A 17,341-nucleotide genomic window follows, 5' to 3' on the forward strand; every position below is an offset into this window, starting at 1 on the left:
CAAATTTAAAACGTCCAGCTATTTAAACGATGTTTTCCATAAAAGATTTTAAAGCGCAACTTTTTTCCGTATCGTCGGAAACATTTGAGGAAAAAGCTATAGAACTGTTTCACTACCAATATCATGCTATCAACGTCTATCGAACTTTTGTGGATCATCTGCATATCCATCCCCAAGAAGTAAAGCAACTAACCGATATTCCTTTTTTGCCGGTAGCTTCATTCAAATACCACGCCGTTACGGATGAAACCAATCCACTGCCGGCTTGTTACTTTGAAAGCAGCACCACCACCGGACTTACTCCCAGCCGGCATTACATACGAGATCCGGAATTATATCGGAAAAGCCTGGTGAAAGGTTTCCAGCAATTTTACGGCCCGCTTGACCAGTATGCAATTCTGGGCCTTCTGCCCCATTATTTGGAGCGACCCCATTCTTCGCTGATTTTTATGGTGCAGGAATGGATGAAGGTAAGCCGGCATCCGGAAAACGGATTTTATCTAACCGACAGGGAAGCCTTGTACCATAAGCTTCAGGATTTGGAAGCCAGGCATCAACCCACAATCTTGTTAGGTGTAACCTATGCCTTACTCGACTTTGCTGCGCAATATCCCATGCCCTTGCAGCATACCATTGTCATGGAAACAGGTGGCATGAAAGGGCGACGCAGGGAAATGATCCGGGAAGAAGTGCATGAAATGCTGCAAAAGGCGTTTCGGGTGGATTGTATCCATGCTGAATATGGCATGGCTGAATTACTGTCGCAGGCCTATGCCCGCTGCAAAGGACGATTTGCCGGTCCACCCTGGATGCGCATGCTGGTGCGCGATACCTACGATCCGCTGGATGTCAGACCCGAAGGACAAGGAGTTTTGAATATCATTGATCTGGCCAATGTGCATTCCTGTGCATTCCTTGCTACAGATGATGTGGGCAGAGTATATGCTGACGGGAGCTTTGAAGTGCTGGGCAGGCTGGATGCAAGTGAATGGCGAGGCTGTAATTTGCTTGTGGCTTAATGCTTCCCTGTCATGCTGCCTGTACAAGCGAAATATAGAAAGCTAAGCCTGTTGCTGTTTTCAGGATTATGCCTTCATTTGCACGTCCACGCCCAGTTTCAGTTGCGTATTCAAGTAGAGGGACTGCGCAATCACAAAGGACAATTGCTGTTGTCGCTTTTCAACCAGGCTGATGGATTCCCCGATCAACCTGCAAAAAGCTTCCGCCAGATGAAGATCGCTTTGCATGCTTCGCAGCAACCGGAAGGCACTTGGCAAAACCTGCCTGCAGGCCTTTATGCCATTGCATTATTGCACGATGAAGATGCTGATAGCCGCTTCCGGGTAAACTGGCTGGGTATTCCAACCGAAGGCGTGGGTGTATCAACCAGCAAAAAAATGTTATGGGGAAAACCCAACTTTCAATCATCTTCATTTTATCTCCATCACGATACTACCATTGTGATCCGTGTTCACTATTTCCTCTAAGCCCACGATGGTTGCTAATTGACGTAACTTTGTATGATGGCTCAAACAATTTATGTACAGGATCTGGGGTTGATTCCCTATACCGACGCATGGGCTTATCAGGAACAATTGCTGCATGAGAACCTGCAGGCCAAAATGGCATTCTATGCCAGCCAGAAACAACTGCTGGCTCAGGGCAAATCAACCGCTTCACCCTTGCAGGCCAATACCCGGCATTATGTGTTGCTATGCGAGCATCCACCCGTCATTACACTGGGTAAAAACGGCAAGGAATCACATTTGCTCGCCCATCCGGAATATCTACGCCAAATGGGAATTGAATATATTCACACCAACCGGGGCGGTGATATTACATTCCACGGGCCCGGTCAACTGGTAGCATATCCGATTCTGGATCTGGAAAAATGTTTTACGGATATTGGCAAATACATGCGCCTGCTTGAACAATCTGTAATTGATCTTTTACTGGAATATGGCATCTCGGCTACCCGTTCACCCGGTGAAACCGGAGTATGGCTGAATCCCGATATTCCCCATCGTGCCCGCAAAATTTGCGCCATGGGCGTGCGTTGCAGCCGATGGATTACCATGCATGGACTGGCATTGAACGTGAATACGGATCTGCATTATTTCGATTACATCATTCCCTGTGGTATTCAGGGAAAGCAAGTAACATCCATGCAACGGGAAACGGGTAAAGCAATTCCTCTTGCGGAAATCAAAAGCAAATGGTTAAAGCACTTCTGCAAACGACTCAGTGAGGCTATCGACGACGATGTTTGGGCCGTGTCTTTATCTGCCGCACAGGAGATGCATCATTGACGCTATCCACTCGCACATCATCCGGTACATACAATTTCCATTTTTCCATGAGTGTATTCCCATCAAATAATTCATACTGAAACCAACCGGCATGCAGAAAATTCGATTTATCAAGGGTAAGCTGTGACTGGCTGATGCGGGGTATTTCCAGCACACGCGTGCCGGTAGTATCAAAAAAAACCAGATGATATGCATGTTGGGCCGCATCGGGTAGCGATAAGGTAATATTGCCCGAGGAATTGGTAAAAACGTAAACCGATGGATGATAAGCCGGAGGACGATGGCTGGAGGCTGAATCTTTTACGGCAGGCTTGCTCTGGGGCAATGCAGATAAGGCTGGTTTCTCCTGCTGTGAAATGACGGATGCAGTTTGCCCGTTGAACAATAGCGTCTGGCTGAAAAAATAACTGCCATCTGGTTTTACAAAAATCAATTTGTAATAACTACTGTCAGAAAGCGGATGGTTATCCGTAAACTGTACATGATGTGCATTCGCCGGCGTAGCATATCCGATTGTAGAAAAATTATACAAACTATCTGAAGAACGCTGTACACCCATACGCACAAAATGGGGAAATCCTGCAGGGATAGTCCATTGCAACTGTACACCTTGTTTCACTGCCTGTACACGAAAATCTGGTAAAACAATGACCTGAGCTATGATAAGTTTTGATATCAACATCAATCCCCCACATAAAATCACTTTACGTGCAAGCATATTCATCGCTGTTTGAATGCTGAACAACATTTTATGCATCAAAATATTTTCAAAGACTCATTCACATCATGCTGAACAAAAGAAACACGTTGCGTATATGTAGGTAACCGCATCAATATTTCCTTTGCAAGGTTTATTTTGTTTTCTTCATAATGATGTCCTCCTTTCAAATAAATGACCTGAACGGATGAGGGAAGCTGGCTTACCGGAAAGATGTGTTCCTCATCTCCGAAAAAGCATAACACCGGCGCATGTGCAGGCATACGCCTGATTTCTTCTACCACGTTGTATTTCCATTGCCTGTTGCTGTTCAGCATTTGGGAAACATGTATTTCAAAATCCGTGCTTGTACCTGGTGAAAGCATGACAATCATGATCAACCGATGATACAGGCTGCTATCCAAACGGTTTACAACAAATGGCAACACATCTGCACCGAATGAGAAACCCATCAGTATCACCTTGTTTTTATGCCATTGTTCCATGTAATGTTTCATCAGCTGTTCAACTACTGATGTGGTTTGCTCTGGTGTTTTTTTTGACCAGAAATATTTCAGGGCATTCAGTGCTACCACTGGAATACCTTGTTGTGCCAATTCATCACACAATTGTTTGTCAGTTGTTTTCCATCCGCCATCGCCGGTGATCAGCAAAGCCATGGGCTTATTTTGTGCATCGGCTGCCTGGTCACCCGGCTGACTGCCCTGTTGAGCGGGAATTTCGATGATAGGCAAACGAGTCCATGATTGTGCATAACCCGCATGAAGATGCAAAAAAAGCAGGCCTGTAACGAAGCATAACATAGTTATGCATCTGAAAGCAAATGATCTCAAACGGCTTGAGTATGAAAATAAAATCATGGAAATTATGCTTGATTCTTTTCTCGCAAAGTTTGATTTAGTTGCGTTAAGATAATGTCAAAAAATACTGAATGAAATATCGGAATATTACATTTTTTCCGGGACCTGCATACCCAACAAATGCATGCCGGATTGAATCACATGTGCCGTAAGCCAGGAGATCATAAGCCTGAGGATTTTTTTCTCTTCGGAATCGGCTTTTGCAACAGGCAGTTCAGCGTAAAAGCTATTGTACATGCGGGCAACTTCAAATAAGTAATGAGCAAGCACTGAGGGATCCAGTTCATCAGCAGCCTGCTGAATCTGATCCGGATATTGTTCCAGCAATCGGATTAATGATTTTTCTTCATCCAGCAAGGCTTCTTTACATTTATTCAAAAATGGCAGATCAGCAGCCGTGCGGATGCGGGCCTTTCGGAAAACGGAACGGATGCGGGCATAGGTGTATTGGATAAATGGCCCAGTGTGTCCCTGGAAGTCAATGGATTCGCCCGGATGAAATACAATGCGTTTTTGCGGACTTACTCGCAGCAAATAATACTTCAATGCAGCCTGACCTATCATTTCAAACAGGGCATCGAGTTCCTGTTCCTGAAAACCCTCTATTTTACCGAGTTCCCGGGTATATTTTTCAGCAGTAGCTTTCATTTCATCCAGCAAATCATCTGCATCTACCACGGTACCTTCCCGACTTTTCATTTTTCCTGAGGGCAAATCAACCATCCCGTATGAAAGATGATAAATACCATCGGCCTGCGGAATGCCCAGCTTCTTACATACCAGCTTCAACACCTGCATGTGATAATTCTGTTCATCACCAATGACATAGATGCTGCGTTCCGCCCCAAAATCGTCGTATTTTAACTGAGCCAGACCCAAATCCTGTGTGATATACACAGAAGTGCCATCGCTGCGCAGCAATAATTTTTCATCCAGCCCTTCGGCTGTCAGATTAACCCAGATGCTGCCATCCGGTTTTTTGAAAAATATTTTTTTACGCAAGCCTTTTTCCACCAGCTTTTTGCCAAGCAGATAAGTTTCGCTTTCGTAATAGATTTTATCAAAATCAGATCCAATGCGCCGGTATGTTTCTTCAAAACCGGCGTATACCCAGTTATTCATCATTTCCCATACTTCCCACACTTCTGGATCGCGTGCTTCCCAGCGTTTCAGCAGTTCGCGTGCTTCCTGCAAGATAGGTGCCTGCTCTTCAGCTTCTTCCTGTGTTTTGCCGGCAGCCATGAGTTCTTTCACCTGCTGCGCATAAACCTCATTAAACTTCACGTACCATTTGCCTACGAAATGATCGCCCTTCATACCTTCGGTCTCAGGAGTGGCTCCCTGGGCATATTTCATCCACGCAAGCATGGATTTGCAGATGTGAATGCCCCGGTCGTTGACCACACAGGTTTTGACAACCCGGTAGCCACTGGCTTTGAGAATTTCAGCCACACTCCAACCCAGAAAATTGTTCCGCAGATGCCCCAGGTGCAAGGGTTTATTGGTATTGGGAGAGGAATATTCCACCATCACTTTTTCCCTACTGGTCATGTGCCTTCCGAAAGTACTGTCATCATAGTATTCCTGCAGGAATTCCAGCCAGTAGCTTTCGCGGATAAACAGATTCAGAAAACCCTTTATTACCTCAAAGCGTTCGAAAGTATCTTCATCATTTTCAAGCAAATATTCACCAATCTGCCGGGCTGTGGCCTCAGGAGAAAGTTTGCTGTAGCGCGTAAGCTGGAAAACAACCACTGTATAATCACCCCGAAACTCAGGCTTGGTTTGATTGACAGTTACATCTTCTTCACCAATGGTACGATCATACAGTTCTTCAACGGCCTGTGCTACCAAATGCTTGATTTCCGTCTGCAAACTCATGCAATAACATTTCAGTTTGTCGCAAAAATAAGCCAATGCTGCATCAAGACCTAAAACAAAAGCCTGGAATCAACTGCCATTATTGCATAACAGCTGTCATTGGCATAATGATTGACCAACAGAAAAAGAAATTTTTATTTGTTCACTAAAAAGAAAACTTAGCTTATGGCAAAGATTATAGGAATCGATTTGGGTACGACCAACTCGTGTGTGGCCGTGATGGAAGGTAATGAACCGGTGGTCATCCCCAATGACGAAGGCAGTCGGACAACTCCTTCCGTGGTAGCTTTTATGAAAAACGGAGAACGGAAAGTAGGTGCTCCCGCAAAACGGCAGGCTATCACCAACCCGCAGAACACCATCATGTCGGTAAAACGCTTTATGGGTCGCCGCTATGACGAAGTGACGGAAGAAATCAAGCATTGGAGCTATAAAGTGGTGAGAGGTGACAACAACACCGTGCGTATCGACATTGATGGGCGCCTGTACACACCTCAGGAAATTTCAGCGATGATTCTGCAGAAAATGAAAAAAATTGCAGAAGATTATTTGGGTCAGCCTGTCACGGAAGCTGTGATTACCGTACCTGCCTATTTTAACGATGCCCAGCGCCAGGCCACCAAGGAAGCTGGCGAAATTGCCGGGCTGAACGTGCGCCGCATCATCAACGAACCTACAGCAGCAGCTCTTGCCTATGGTCTGGATAAAAAAGGTAAAGATCAGAAAATCGCTGTCTTCGACCTGGGTGGGGGTACGTTTGATATTTCTATCCTCGAACTGGGCGATGGTGTGTTTGAAGTAAAATCAACGAATGGAGACACCCACTTGGGTGGCGACGATTTCGATAAAGCCATCATGGACTGGCTGGCCGATGAATTCCAGAAGGAAGAAGGTGTGGACCTGCGTAAAGACCCGATGGCTTTGCAGCGCCTGAAAGATGCTGCCGAAAAGGCCAAAATTGAATTGTCGTCTTCCCAGGAAACCGAAATCAACCTGCCTTATATTACTGCGGTGGACGGCATTCCCAAGCACCTCGTGAAAAAGCTCACCAGAGCAAAATTTGAACAGCTATGCGACAGCTTGTTTGAACGTTGCTTGAAACCCTGTGAACAGGCCTTGAAAGATGCCGGTTATACCGTAAAAGATATTGATGAAGTGATCCTGGTGGGCGGCTCCACACGTATTCCCAAGGTGCAGGAAATCGTGGAAAAATTCTTTGGCAAAAAGCCCAATAAGAGCGTAAACCCCGATGAAGTGGTAGCTATCGGTGCCGCTATCCAGGGTGCTGTGCTGACCGGCGAAGTGAAAGATGTGTTGCTGCTGGACGTTACCCCGCTGAGCCTGGGTATCGAAACCCTGGGTGGCGTGATGACCGTGCTCATACCAGCCAATACCACGATCCCGACACGCAAATCGGAAATCTTCTCTACAGCCAGCGATAACCAAACCAGCGTGCAGATCCACGTCTTGCAGGGTGAACGCCCCATGGCCAAAGACAACAAAAGCCTGGGTATTTTCACACTCGATGGTATACCACCCGCTCCGCGCGGCGTGCCCCAGATCGAGGTAACTTTCGATATCGACGCCAATGGCATCCTGCATGTGACCGCTAAAGACAAGGCTACGGGTAAATCACAGAATATCCGCATCGAAGCCGGTAGTGGTTTGACCAAGGAAGAAATCGAACGGATGAAGCAGGAAGCCAAAGCACATGAAGAAGAAGATCGCCGGCTACGGGAAAAGGTAGAAAAACTGAACCAGGCCGATGCGATGATCTTCAATACCGAAAAACAGCTGCGGGAATATGGCGATAAAATTCCAGCCGATAAGCGCAGCGCCATTGAAGAAGCTGTGAAAAAACTAAAAGATGCGCATAAGGCCGAAGATCTCACAGCAGTAGATTCGGCTTTGAACGAACTCAACCGCGCATGGGCTGCAGCTTCTGAAGAGCTGTACAAGGCTTCTGCTCAGCAAACCACAAATGCCACCAATGGCGCCAGCCAAACCCAGGGATCTGCACAATCCGGTGACGGGAATGTGACGGATGCGGAATACGAAGAAGTGAAATAATATTCCCCCACATGCTTTTACTCAAAGCCGCTCTTGCTGAGCGGCTTTTTTCGTTTGCGCCACGGCTTGGGATCGCTTGCAGGATTCCGTACCTTCGCTTGTACACAAGCATTTTGACCCATGAGTACGTCAACTTCCGCCGGTATGCGGCTGCGCCAGGCTATGGAAGCCGAGAATCCCCTCCAAATAGTAGGTACCCTCAATGCCTTGCATGCACTCCTGGCAACCGAAGCCGGATTCCGGGCTATTTACCTTTCCGGGGGCGGCCTTTCGGCTGGCACGCTGGGCCTGCCCGACCTGGGTCTCATTACTCTGCAGGATGTACTGACCGAAGTAGAACGCATCACCTATGTCACTGACACTCCCTTGCTGGTAGATGTGGATACCGGACTGGGGCCATCAGCTTTCAATATTGCCCGCACGGTAAAATCCCTGATCCGCGCAGGTGCAGCAGGACTCCACATTGAAGACCAGACAGGCTCCAAACGCTGTGGCCATCGGCCCGGGAAAGAACTGGTTTCACCCGAAGAAATGATAGACCGCATCAAGGCTGCTGTGGATGCCCGCACAGATTCTCATTTTGTGATTGGAGCCCGAACAGACGCACTGGCAAGCGAAGGTCCGGAAGGTGCTATCAATCGAGCTTTGCAATACCAGCAAGCGGGTGCCGATTTTTTGTTTGCGGAAGGTGTAACCAATCTGGAAATATATCACCAATTTGTGCAGGCGCTGCATATTCCCGTGCTGGCCAATATCACTGAATTCGGCGTAACACCCATGTTTACCCGCGAGGAGTTGGCCAATGTCGGTGTTCGCATGATTCTCTATCCCCTTTCCGCCTTCCGGGCCGCCAACAAAGCCGCTCTGGAAGTATACCAGCATATCCGCAAACAGGGCACGCAAAGGGATATGCTTTCACGCATGCAAACCCGCGAGGAATTGTATCGCACCATTGGCTACTATGCTTACGAACAAAAATTAGATGCTTTGTTTCACACTAAAAAATCCAGCTTATGAATACAGAATCCACGACCGGCACCTTCAAACCCAAAAAATCCGTTGCTTTGTCCGGCGTGCCTGCCGGCAATACCGCTCTTTGCACTGTGGGCCGCAGTGGCAACGACCTCCATTACCGGGGCTATGATATTCACGACCTGGCAAAGGAAGCGTTGTTTGAAGAAGTGGCTTACTTGCTGATACATGGCACCCTGCCCAATGAAAAGCAGTTGCAGCAATATCAGCAAAAACTGCAGCAAAACCGGTTGATACCACAAGCTGTATTGAAGATCCTGGAAAAACTACCTGCGCATACCCATCCGATGGATGTACTGCGCACCTATACCTCTGCTTTGGGTGCTGTTCTTCCTGAAAACCCTACCCAGCCAGTACAGGAAGCCCGTGATATTGCCGACAGGTTACTGGCCTCGCTGCCTGGTGCCCTGCTGTACTGGTATCATTACAGCCACCATGGTTATCGGCTTGATTTGCGGCAATATACGGATGATTCCACGGGCGGCTATTTCCTGCACATGCTGCACGGCAAGTCTGCCCCCGACAGCTGGGTGCGAGCCATGCACGTTTCCCTGATTCTCTATGCCGAGCATGAGTTCAACGCATCAACCTTCACCGCCCGAGTGATTGCCGGAACCGGATCAGATCTGTATGCCGCCATTACCGGCGCTATTGGGGCATTGCGCGGCCCTAAACATGGTGGAGCCAATGAAGTGGCATTTCGCATCCAGAGCAACTATGCATCGCCTGAAGAAGCTGAACAAGATATCCTGCAACGCCTGCAACGCAAGGAAGTGATTATCGGTTTCGGACACCCGGTTTACACCATCAGCGATCCACGCAACGAAATCATCAAACAAACAGCATTTCAGCTGGCACAGGAAACCGGCCATGAGCCACTCTTTCAGATAGCCGAGCGCATTGAAAAAGTAATGAAGGAACAGAAAAATATGTTTGCCAATCTCGACTGGTTTTCAGCTGTAGCCTATCATTGCATGGGCATTCCAACAGATTTCTTCACACCTTTGTTTGTGATGTCAAGAATAACGGGATGGTGTGCCCATGTAATAGAACAACGCCAGGATGGAAAAATCATTCGTCCCAGCGCAAATTATGTAGGACCGGAGCCAAGACCGTACATACCTATCAACAAGCGCTAAACTCGTGTGAAAAGCAACTTCCGTAGATGGTGGAATGAAGATATCAATTTATCAGTTGCACAAACAAACGGGATATGCAATCATCAGTTTGACTCATCTGTTTCTTTATTCCACATCAAATAAGCCTGGATGAATCCGTCGAGTTCACCGTCCATCACAGGTTGCACGTTACCCACTTCATAATCGGTGCGATGATCCTTAATCATTTTGTAAGGATGGAAAACATAAGAGCGGATTTGTGATCCCCATTCAATTTTTCGTTTGCTGGCATGCGCAGCTTCCTTGGCTTGCTGTCGTTTGCGCAATTCCATTTCATACAGGCGCGACTTAAGCATGGTGAGGGCTTTTTCGCGATTCTCGCCCTGCGTACGGGCCTGCTGGCATTCCACCACAATGCCTGAAGGAATATGCCGCAGGCGAACGGCTGTTTCTACTTTATTCACATTCTGCCCGCCTTTTCCTCCACTGCGATAAAACTCCCATTCCAGATCAGCAGGATTGATTTGAATATCGATGGTTTCATCTACCAGCGGATATACAAATACGGATGCAAACGAAGTGTGCCTGCGCGCATTGGCATCAAACGGCGATATACGCACCAGCCGGTGTACGCCACTTTCACCTTTCAGCAAGCCATAAGCAAAGGGACCGTTCATTTCCAGCGATGCTGATTTGATACCAGCACCCTCTCCTTCCTGTACATCCAGCTCGGTAACTTTCCATCCCTGCCGCTCGCCGTACATGCGATACATACGCAACAGCATCTCGGCCCAATCCTGGCTTTCCGTGCCGCCTGCACCTGCATTAATTTCCAGCACAGCAGGCAGCGCATCTTCAGGATCGTTGAGTGTTGAAGTAAATTCCAGATCAGCCAGCTGTTTCAATGCCTGTTGATAAGCTTCGTTCACTTCTTCTTCACTGGCTTCCCCGGCACGAAAAAACTCATCTAACACGGCTGCATCTTCAATTGCGGTCTGTACTTTCTCAAAACGGTCAATCCAGTATTTGTGGGTATTGATTTCTTTTAATATAGAAGCCGCCCGCCGCGGATCATCCCAGAATCCCGGAGCCGTTGTCAATTGCTCTTTTTCGGATACTTGTGCTTTTCGGTTGTCGATGTCAAAGAAACCTCCTCAGGACAGCCAGCCGGTCCCTCATATCTTTTAATTGTTCCTGTGTCATAACCTCATTTTTTGAGCGCAAAGATAACAATCTGCCCGGCTTAAAGAATCATGCAAAATGCCTGGTAAATGCCTAACTTCGGCACCGGCATGGCATCAAGTTTCTTCAGATTTCATTTTGCATCCTGGTGGAAAACCTTGCTGGTTGCGCTGCTGGGCGTATGTATTTTGCTGGCTTATTTTCATCATAGTGGTATAGGTATTTCACCTGATGCTGTCAATTATTTATCTACAGCTGAAGAATGGCTGCGCACCGGTCGTTTCGATAATTATCATCACCAGCCTCTGGTTGATTTCCCGATTGGATATCCGTTATGGATGGCATGCTGGATGAAGCTGGCAGCCGGTTTAGGCATAATGCATATATCGCTTGCATCCCTGATGCACCTGGCAGTTGTGAGCAACATCATACTTTTTTTGATATTGATTTTTGTATCTGATGCATTGCTGCAGCAATTCATCTATTTGAAAGAAAAACATCGCCTCTTGCTGCTTAGCATATTTGTAACCAGTCCATGCCTGCTCGAAATTTACAGTTATGCATGGTCTGAAACTCTGTTCTTGCCTCTGTGCATACTGAGTTTGCTGTGGATATTGAAATATCTTAAACAAGGTTCATGGATGGAACTGTGCATCGCTGCATTGTGGTGTGCAATGGCCTGGATGACTCGTTATGCAGGCATTGCAATGGTGTTGACAGGTATTTTTTTAATTGTATTTGCTTCAGCTGAACGAAAATATACTTTCCCTAAACGCTTGTTGTATGCTTTTGTTTTCGGATGCATTAGCACAAGCATAATGGTTGTGAATCTTTACCGAAACCGAATAGCGGGAGGATTTGCCGCAGGTGCACGTGAAAAAAGTTTCACCTCATTTGCAGAAAACCTTCGCCAGGCAGGTGATGTAATAGCAGATTGGTGGCCAGTTTTCAATCATCAGATAAATTTGATTTTGATATCGGCTGTATTGTTATGTGGTGTTTTGTGTTGCTTATATTTAAAAAAACAAAAAAATTATACAGCTGAACTGGGCATGATGAGCTTGGCAATGATTTATTTGTTTTTCATTACCATCATCGCCAGCATTAGTCGTTTTCAGACCCTCGATAGCCGATTGTTATCTCCCGCTTATATACCGTTGCTGGCAGGTTTTGCGGGTGGTTTGCAAGCTGGCGCTGCCAGGTTTGTTCATCATCATACAAAACGATTGAGATGGTTTGTACTTGCAGGTTTTGCATGCTGGATTGCTTTTCAGGCAAACAACTGGATACAAAATGCAGAAAATTATGATGGGATCAAGGATGCCGGTATTCCTGGATACACAGAAGACGGCTGGCAACAATCGCCCGCCATACTATACTTAATGCAACATGTTGGCAGGCTTGCGCAAATCCCGATCTGGTATAGCAATGCCGATGATGCAATTTATTTTTTCACCCGAAAACAGGCTTATGAATTGCCTCATAAAGAAAATCCGTGTGAAAGACATTTGTTTGAAGATACGCCGCAGGCTTTGATTTTCTGGTTTGATGATGCAGATGATCCGGATTTACTGGAAAAAACAGATCTGGAAAAAATGCCGGATGTGCATCTGTGGAAAACATTTGATGGTGGGGCTATTTACTGGAAAGGGTCCGCATTGCCCCACGTGCTGCAATCATTACGGTAAACGTCCTTCCAGCCAATCGCGCAGTACTTGACCGATGACATCAAATTCAATCAAAAATCCATCATGGCCATACGGAGAATCAATTTCATAATAGGCAGAATAGGGCATGTGTTTGGCTAAGAAGCGTTGTTCCTCAGGTGGACAAAGAATATCGCTGGTGATACCTAAAATCAATGCTTTTTGCTGAATGGTTGCCAGTACATCTTCCAGGCGTTCAGCACGGCCACGTGCAATGTTATGGCTGTCCATGGCTTTTGTTAGCAGCCAGTATGATTGTGCATTGAACCGTTTCACCAGTTTATCGCCCTGATACAAAATGTAGGAAGAAGCTTTGAAATGATCAATTTTGCTGAAATCCAGATCTGTTTGCGTGCGCACAAAAGTCTGATAATTGCGATATGTGAGCATGCCAATGGCACGGGCGGCTTTTAGGCCTTTTGCTCCTGCATCCGGACGGTCATCTTTCCAGGTACTATCTGCCTCGATAGCCAGCCGTTGTGCCGTATGAATGGCAATTCCCCAGGCACTTTCAGCAGCACCTGTAGCTAATAGGAACAAGCGTTGCACAAATTCAGGCTCCATCAGTGCCCACTCCATGGCCTGATAGCCGCCCATGGAGCCACCCACCAACAAATAAATTTGTTTGATGCCCAGATGTCTGGCCAGCAGTATATGTGCCTGCACCATATCGCGAATGGTAACCATCGGAAATGAGCTGTAGTAAGGCTTTCCTGTAATTGGATTTGCTGTGAGCGGCCCTGAAGAGCCATAACAGGAACCCAGAATATTGGCGCAAACAATAAAATATCGTTCCGGATTGATGACTTTTCCCTGCCCTACCATACCTGGCCACCATTCGGCTACATCGGAATTAGCCGTCAGCGCATGGCATATCCAGATCACATTATCACCGGCAGCATTTAACCTGCCGTATGTGTGATAGGCAATCTGCACTTCAGGCAATATCTGTCCCGACTCCAGCTTTAAAGGTGCTGCATGATGATAATATTGAATCAAGGCAAGGTGTTGTTTTTCAGGTATAAAATGTTGCATGCAAAAGTAGGGCATTGATTAACTTTGCACAAAGCATTCTTCTTTGCACGAGAGGCTGCTTTATATCAACGAAACAAATCTTCATGCATGAAAATATCGTTACAAAGAGTAGATGATGGTTTCCGCATGGAAGCCACCGATGAACAGGGACATGTGGTATACATGGATGCTTCACCCGAAACAGGAGGTCGTGGCAATGGTGTACGTCCCATGCATATGTTGATAATGGGTCTGGGTGGCTGTACAGCTATTGACGTGATTATGATTCTGAAGAAACAACGGCAGGAAATTCAGGATTTCCGCATTGAGATTGATGCAGAACGCGAAAAAGATAAAGAACCGGCCTTGTGGGAAAAAGCACATATCCGTTTTTTGCTGAAAGGGCAGATTGAACCGGGCAAAGCTGAACGTGCCGTGGAATTGTCAATGCTGAAATATTGCTCCGTAGCTGAAACCCTTCGTCGCTCCGGAACACAAATCAGCTGGGAAGTATTGGTGAATCCGGCATAAATCGGAAAAATTCCGGTCAGCTACTCCGTTTAAGCCAGGCCCATCATCACAAGGGCTTTTCCTCTATTTTTGTAATTCTAATCTGCTATTCATGAGTGATCAGCAACATTGGCATCCACAAACACGCGCCATTCGCATCCAACATCCGACTACAGATGCACGTGAACACAGCGTGCCGCTGTTTCTGACATCCAGTTTTTGTTATCCGGATGCCGAAACCATGCGGGCTGTATTTGCAGATGAACAGGAAGCCTATATCTACAGCCGCTTTAGCAACCCTAACGTGGATGAATTCGTACAACGCATGTGTGCACTGGAAGAAGCTGAAGATGGTTTTGCCACAGCATCGGGCATGAGTGCGGTGTTTGCCAGCATCATGGCTTTTCTGAAACAAGGCGATCATCTGCTGAGTTCTGCAGCTATCTTTGGTTCCACGCATACCCTTTTTTCAAAATACCTCCCTAAATGGGGCATCAGCTACGATGAATTTGATATGCGCCATCCCGAACAGCTGGAAAAACTCATCCGGCCTGAAACCAGGATGATTTTTCTGGAAACGCCTTCCAATCCGGGATTGGACATTATTGATATTAAACAGGTCGCCGAGATTGCCCATGCACATGGCTTGCTGCTGAATGTAGATAATTGCTTTGCCACACCCGTATTGCAGAAACCACTTTTACTCGGTGCCGATTTGGTGGTGCATTCAGCCACCAAATGGATTGACGGCCAGGGACGTGTGCTGGGGGGTATTGTGCTGGGTAAAAAAGAACTCATCCAGGAGGTATACCTGCTTTGTCGCACCATGGGACCATCCCTTTCTCCGTTTAATGCCTGGATGCTGAGCCGGAGCCTGGAAACCCTGCACCTGCGCATGATGCAGCATAGCGCCAATGCCCTGGAGCTGGCCCGCAGGCTGCAGCAACACCCGGTTTTCCGTAACCAGCCGGAAAAGGTAAAATATCCTTTTCTGGAAACCCATCCACAATATGCAATTGCCCGAAAACAAATGCGTGCCGGTGGAGGCATTGTATGCTTTGAACTGCCGGGCGGCCTTGAGCAGGGACAACGTTTTCTGAATGAACTTCAGATGCTTAGCCTGACGGCCAATTTAGGTGATACCCGTTCCATCGCCTCCCATCCGGCTTCTACTACCCACGCCAAACTCACCGAAGAAGAACGGTTGGCTGTAGGTATCACGCCGGGGCTGATCCGCATCTCCGTTGGCCTGGAGCATGTGGATGATATTTACGCCGATATTGAACAGGCTTTGCGCAAAAGTGCAGGCTGATTCAGGGGTCTATCCCTACCCAGGTAGCATCTACTCCGGAGGGATTGTTGGCACTGGCCACCAGCAAGGGAAACAACGGATCATCGAGAATCCAGATCTCTGCCCCCGTTTCGGATGACACGCCATGCAAAACCGGAATGCGAAAAGCAGAAACGGTAAACGTACTATCCTCTTTTCGCTGGTAGGTAATCCCGTCGTAAGTAGTTTTCCCTTGTTGTTTGAATTGTTCAAATGCCTGACGGGAAATGCAAAGTACCGTTTGTTCTGCCGCAGTGGGCGTGGTATCGTTGGGATATGGCTGCTGGGCAAACGAATATGTGCCCGCCTGCAAGGCAGCACTATCCATGCTCAACCATCCGGAATTGCCCTGTGGATCTGTCCACTGAAGCACCGTGGGCGATCCGATCTGCAGAATCCTGAATGTAAAAGGCATGTGCTGCCCCATGGCCTGAATATCATAATGCAGGCTGGCTCCTATAAGCCGTTGATGCTGCCAGAGGCTATCCTGAGCATAAGCGCGGGGAATCAGGAAAGTTGCAAAACATAAACATAGGCTGAAACGAACATTAGAAGCGAAATCCATCATTTTTTTCGGAAAAGATAATGCTTTTCGCATACAACTTCATTATTTTTGCGCTACAGAATCAACCACATGTCTGCAGAAACATTTCATTTTCCCAAACAAACCGGTTTTTATCGGGGAAAAGTTCGCGATGTGTATGAAATTGATCATCGCTACCTGGTGATGATTGTCAGCGACCGGATTTCAGCTTTTGACGTGATTCTTCCCCGTCCCATTCCGTACAAGGGCCAGGTACTGAATCAGATTGCGGCTTTCATGCTGCGGGCAACATCTCACATCGTACCCAACTGGCTGATTGATACGCCCCTGCCGCACGTGAGCATTGGATACAAATGCGACCCGTTTCCGGTGGAAATGGTGGTGAGAGGCTATCTGGCCGGACATGCCTGGCGGGTTTACAAAAGCGGAAAGAGAGAACTCTGCGGAGTGAAACTCCCGGAAGGACTTCGCGAAAATGCACCGCTACCCGAGCCTGTCATCACACCTACCACCAAAGCTCACAGTGGACATGATGAAGATGTAAGCCGTACACAAATTCTGCAGCAAGGATGGATATCCGAAGCCGACTACTCGCAAATGGAAACCTACGCGCTGCAATTATTTCGCGAAGGACAGCGCCTGGCACATACCCGAGGCCTGATTTTGGTTGATACCAAATACGAATTCGGCAAAAAAGACAATCAGATTTATCTCATCGATGAAGTGCATACCCCTGACTCTTCCCGCTACTTCTACGCCGATGCCTATGAGGAAAATTTCCGCAATCACCTGCCCCAGAAGCAGCTCAGCAAGGAATTTGTAAGGGAATGGCTGATGGAAAACGGTTTTCAGGGCCGCCCCGGTGAACAAATTCCGGAAATGACCGACAAGCATGTGCAACACTTCAGCCAGCGATACATTGAACTGTATGAACAGCTTACCGGCCAGCCCTTTCAACCCCAAAGCTTCAGCCCTCAAGAAGTTTACGAAGCCGTTACCGAAGCCTTACGTAAACTGGGCATAAGCACCTGAAAGAGTTTTCGTAATTTTGATGATTCATTTTCGGG

At 47.2% G+C, this 17,341-nt stretch carries 16 protein-coding genes; 10 read left to right on the forward strand and 6 right to left on the reverse strand.

Annotated features, from left to right (window positions below; genetic code table 11):
• Positions 1 to 29 precede the first annotated feature (29 nt).
• Genes BM367_RS01855 through lipB form a run of 3 tightly spaced genes read left to right on the forward strand, consistent with a single transcriptional unit; the run spans position 30 to position 2,309 of the window.
• Positions 30 to 1,019, forward strand: coding sequence for a LuxE/PaaK family acyltransferase (locus BM367_RS01855; protein WP_092456913.1), 990 nt, complete (start codon positions 30 to 32; stop codon positions 1,017 to 1,019).
• Between the two features lie 12 nt (positions 1,020 to 1,031).
• Positions 1,032 to 1,487 (forward strand): DUF2141 domain-containing protein, encoded by a 456-nt coding sequence (locus BM367_RS01860; RefSeq protein WP_092456916.1) that lies wholly within the window; start codon positions 1,032 to 1,034, stop codon positions 1,485 to 1,487.
• Positions 1,488 to 1,523: 36 nt separating this feature from the next.
• A complete protein-coding gene (lipB, locus tag BM367_RS01865) occupies positions 1,524 to 2,309 on the forward strand; it encodes a lipoyl(octanoyl) transferase LipB (RefSeq protein WP_092456919.1) in 786 nt (261 codons plus the stop codon).
• Here the strand turns inward: lipB and BM367_RS01870 are convergent.
• From BM367_RS01870 to argS, 3 genes are all read right to left on the reverse strand, one after another.
• The gene (locus tag BM367_RS01870) at positions 2,251 to 3,027 is read right to left on the reverse strand and encodes a hypothetical protein (RefSeq protein WP_143103925.1); all 777 of its coding nucleotides are present in this window, start codon (positions 3,025 to 3,027) and stop codon (positions 2,251 to 2,253) included. The two genes, lipB and BM367_RS01870, sit on opposite strands and share 59 nt — an antisense overlap.
• A gap of 38 nt (positions 3,028 to 3,065) precedes the next feature.
• Complete coding sequence (locus tag BM367_RS01875; RefSeq protein WP_177224072.1) at positions 3,066 to 3,830, reverse strand: AcvB/VirJ family lysyl-phosphatidylglycerol hydrolase; 765 nt, start codon at positions 3,828 to 3,830, stop codon at positions 3,066 to 3,068.
• Between the two features lie 144 nt (positions 3,831 to 3,974).
• A complete protein-coding gene (gene argS / locus BM367_RS01880; RefSeq protein ID WP_092456927.1) occupies positions 3,975 to 5,768 on the reverse strand; it encodes an arginine--tRNA ligase in 1,794 nt (597 codons plus the stop codon).
• Positions 5,769 to 5,933: 165 nt separating this feature from the next.
• On the opposite strand from argS, the gene dnaK reads away from it, so the two are divergent.
• The 3 genes from dnaK (at position 5,934) to prpC (ending at position 10,009) form a co-directional block, all read left to right on the forward strand.
• Positions 5,934 to 7,838, forward strand: coding sequence for a molecular chaperone DnaK (dnaK, locus tag BM367_RS01885; protein WP_092456930.1), 1,905 nt, complete (start codon positions 5,934 to 5,936; stop codon positions 7,836 to 7,838).
• A 120-nt stretch (positions 7,839 to 7,958) separates the two neighbouring features.
• On the forward strand, positions 7,959 to 8,855 hold the full coding sequence (gene prpB, locus BM367_RS01890; RefSeq protein ID WP_092456933.1) for a methylisocitrate lyase: 897 nt from the start codon (positions 7,959 to 7,961) through the stop codon (positions 8,853 to 8,855).
• Positions 8,852 to 10,009, forward strand: coding sequence for a bifunctional 2-methylcitrate synthase/citrate synthase (gene prpC / locus BM367_RS01895; protein WP_092456936.1), 1,158 nt, complete (start codon positions 8,852 to 8,854; stop codon positions 10,007 to 10,009). The genes prpB and prpC overlap by 4 nt, the downstream gene beginning before the upstream one ends.
• Before the next feature lie 83 nt (positions 10,010 to 10,092).
• On the opposite strand, the gene prfB is transcribed toward prpC, so the two are convergent.
• Positions 10,093 to 11,191, reverse strand: a protein-coding gene (gene prfB, locus BM367_RS01900) for a peptide chain release factor 2 (RefSeq protein WP_143103926.1) whose coding sequence is annotated in 2 segments (ribosomal slippage) — positions 10,093 to 11,142 and positions 11,144 to 11,191 — 1,098 coding nt in all. Because the reading frame shifts where the segments join, the coding sequence is not laid out codon by codon here.
• An 89-nt stretch (positions 11,192 to 11,280) separates the two neighbouring features.
• Between prfB and BM367_RS01905 the strand changes: the two genes are divergently transcribed.
• The gene (locus BM367_RS01905) at positions 11,281 to 12,858 is read left to right on the forward strand and encodes a hypothetical protein (protein ID WP_143103927.1); all 1,578 of its coding nucleotides are present in this window, start codon (positions 11,281 to 11,283) and stop codon (positions 12,856 to 12,858) included.
• Here BM367_RS01905 and metX read toward each other — a convergent pair.
• Positions 12,850 to 13,911, reverse strand: coding sequence for a homoserine O-acetyltransferase MetX (gene metX, locus BM367_RS01910; protein WP_092456942.1), 1,062 nt, complete (start codon positions 13,909 to 13,911; stop codon positions 12,850 to 12,852). The genes BM367_RS01905 and metX overlap by 9 nt on opposite strands.
• An 87-nt stretch (positions 13,912 to 13,998) precedes the next feature.
• On the opposite strand from metX, the gene BM367_RS01915 reads away from it, so the two are divergent.
• Both BM367_RS01915 and BM367_RS01920 read left to right on the forward strand, forming a co-directional pair.
• A complete protein-coding gene (locus tag BM367_RS01915; RefSeq protein ID WP_092456945.1) occupies positions 13,999 to 14,421 on the forward strand; it encodes an OsmC family protein in 423 nt (140 codons plus the stop codon).
• A gap of 91 nt (positions 14,422 to 14,512) precedes the next feature.
• Positions 14,513 to 15,712 (forward strand): trans-sulfuration enzyme family protein, encoded by a 1,200-nt coding sequence (locus BM367_RS01920; RefSeq protein ID WP_092456947.1) that lies wholly within the window; start codon positions 14,513 to 14,515, stop codon positions 15,710 to 15,712.
• A 1-nt stretch (position 15,713) separates the two neighbouring features.
• Here BM367_RS01920 and BM367_RS01925 read toward each other — a convergent pair whose 3' ends face one another.
• The gene (locus tag BM367_RS01925) at positions 15,714 to 16,328 is read right to left on the reverse strand and encodes a hypothetical protein (protein WP_092456950.1); all 615 of its coding nucleotides are present in this window, start codon (positions 16,326 to 16,328) and stop codon (positions 15,714 to 15,716) included.
• Between the two features lie 36 nt (positions 16,329 to 16,364).
• On the opposite strand from BM367_RS01925, the gene BM367_RS01930 reads away from it, so the two are divergent.
• A complete protein-coding gene (locus BM367_RS01930) occupies positions 16,365 to 17,306 on the forward strand; it encodes a phosphoribosylaminoimidazolesuccinocarboxamide synthase (protein WP_092456956.1) in 942 nt (313 codons plus the stop codon).
• Positions 17,307 to 17,341 lie beyond the last annotated feature (35 nt).

Source organism: Thermoflavifilum thermophilum (assembly GCF_900116565.1).
Lineage (GTDB): Bacteria > Bacteroidota > Bacteroidia > Chitinophagales > Chitinophagaceae > Thermoflavifilum > Thermoflavifilum thermophilum.

What these genes read in the sequence shown, in the direction of transcription:
- BM367_RS01855 (WP_092456913.1), top strand. Translation starts at nt 30, where the DNA reads ATGTTTTCCATAAAAGATTTTAAAGCGCAACTTTTTTCCGTATCGTCG.
- BM367_RS01860 (WP_092456916.1), top strand. Translation starts at nt 1,032, where the DNA reads ATGCTGCCTGTACAAGCGAAATATAGAAAGCTAAGCCTGTTGCTGTTT.
- lipB (WP_092456919.1), top strand. Translation starts at nt 1,524, where the DNA reads ATGGCTCAAACAATTTATGTACAGGATCTGGGGTTGATTCCCTATACC.
- BM367_RS01870 (WP_143103925.1), bottom strand. Translation starts at nt 3,027, where the DNA reads ATGCTTGCACGTAAAGTGATTTTATGTGGGGGATTGATGTTGATATCA.
- BM367_RS01875 (WP_177224072.1), bottom strand. Translation starts at nt 3,830, where the DNA reads ATGTTATGCTTCGTTACAGGCCTGCTTTTTTTGCATCTTCATGCGGGT.
- argS (WP_092456927.1), bottom strand. Translation starts at nt 5,768, where the DNA reads ATGAGTTTGCAGACGGAAATCAAGCATTTGGTAGCACAGGCCGTTGAA.
- dnaK (WP_092456930.1), top strand. Translation starts at nt 5,934, where the DNA reads ATGGCAAAGATTATAGGAATCGATTTGGGTACGACCAACTCGTGTGTG.
- prpB (WP_092456933.1), top strand. Translation starts at nt 7,959, where the DNA reads ATGAGTACGTCAACTTCCGCCGGTATGCGGCTGCGCCAGGCTATGGAA.
- prpC (WP_092456936.1), top strand. Translation starts at nt 8,852, where the DNA reads ATGAATACAGAATCCACGACCGGCACCTTCAAACCCAAAAAATCCGTT.
- BM367_RS01905 (WP_143103927.1), top strand. Translation starts at nt 11,281, where the DNA reads ATGGCATCAAGTTTCTTCAGATTTCATTTTGCATCCTGGTGGAAAACC.
- metX (WP_092456942.1), bottom strand. Translation starts at nt 13,911, where the DNA reads ATGCAACATTTTATACCTGAAAAACAACACCTTGCCTTGATTCAATAT.
- BM367_RS01915 (WP_092456945.1), top strand. Translation starts at nt 13,999, where the DNA reads ATGAAAATATCGTTACAAAGAGTAGATGATGGTTTCCGCATGGAAGCC.
- BM367_RS01920 (WP_092456947.1), top strand. Translation starts at nt 14,513, where the DNA reads ATGAGTGATCAGCAACATTGGCATCCACAAACACGCGCCATTCGCATC.
- BM367_RS01925 (WP_092456950.1), bottom strand. Translation starts at nt 16,328, where the DNA reads ATGCGAAAAGCATTATCTTTTCCGAAAAAAATGATGGATTTCGCTTCT.
- BM367_RS01930 (WP_092456956.1), top strand. Translation starts at nt 16,365, where the DNA reads ATGTCTGCAGAAACATTTCATTTTCCCAAACAAACCGGTTTTTATCGG.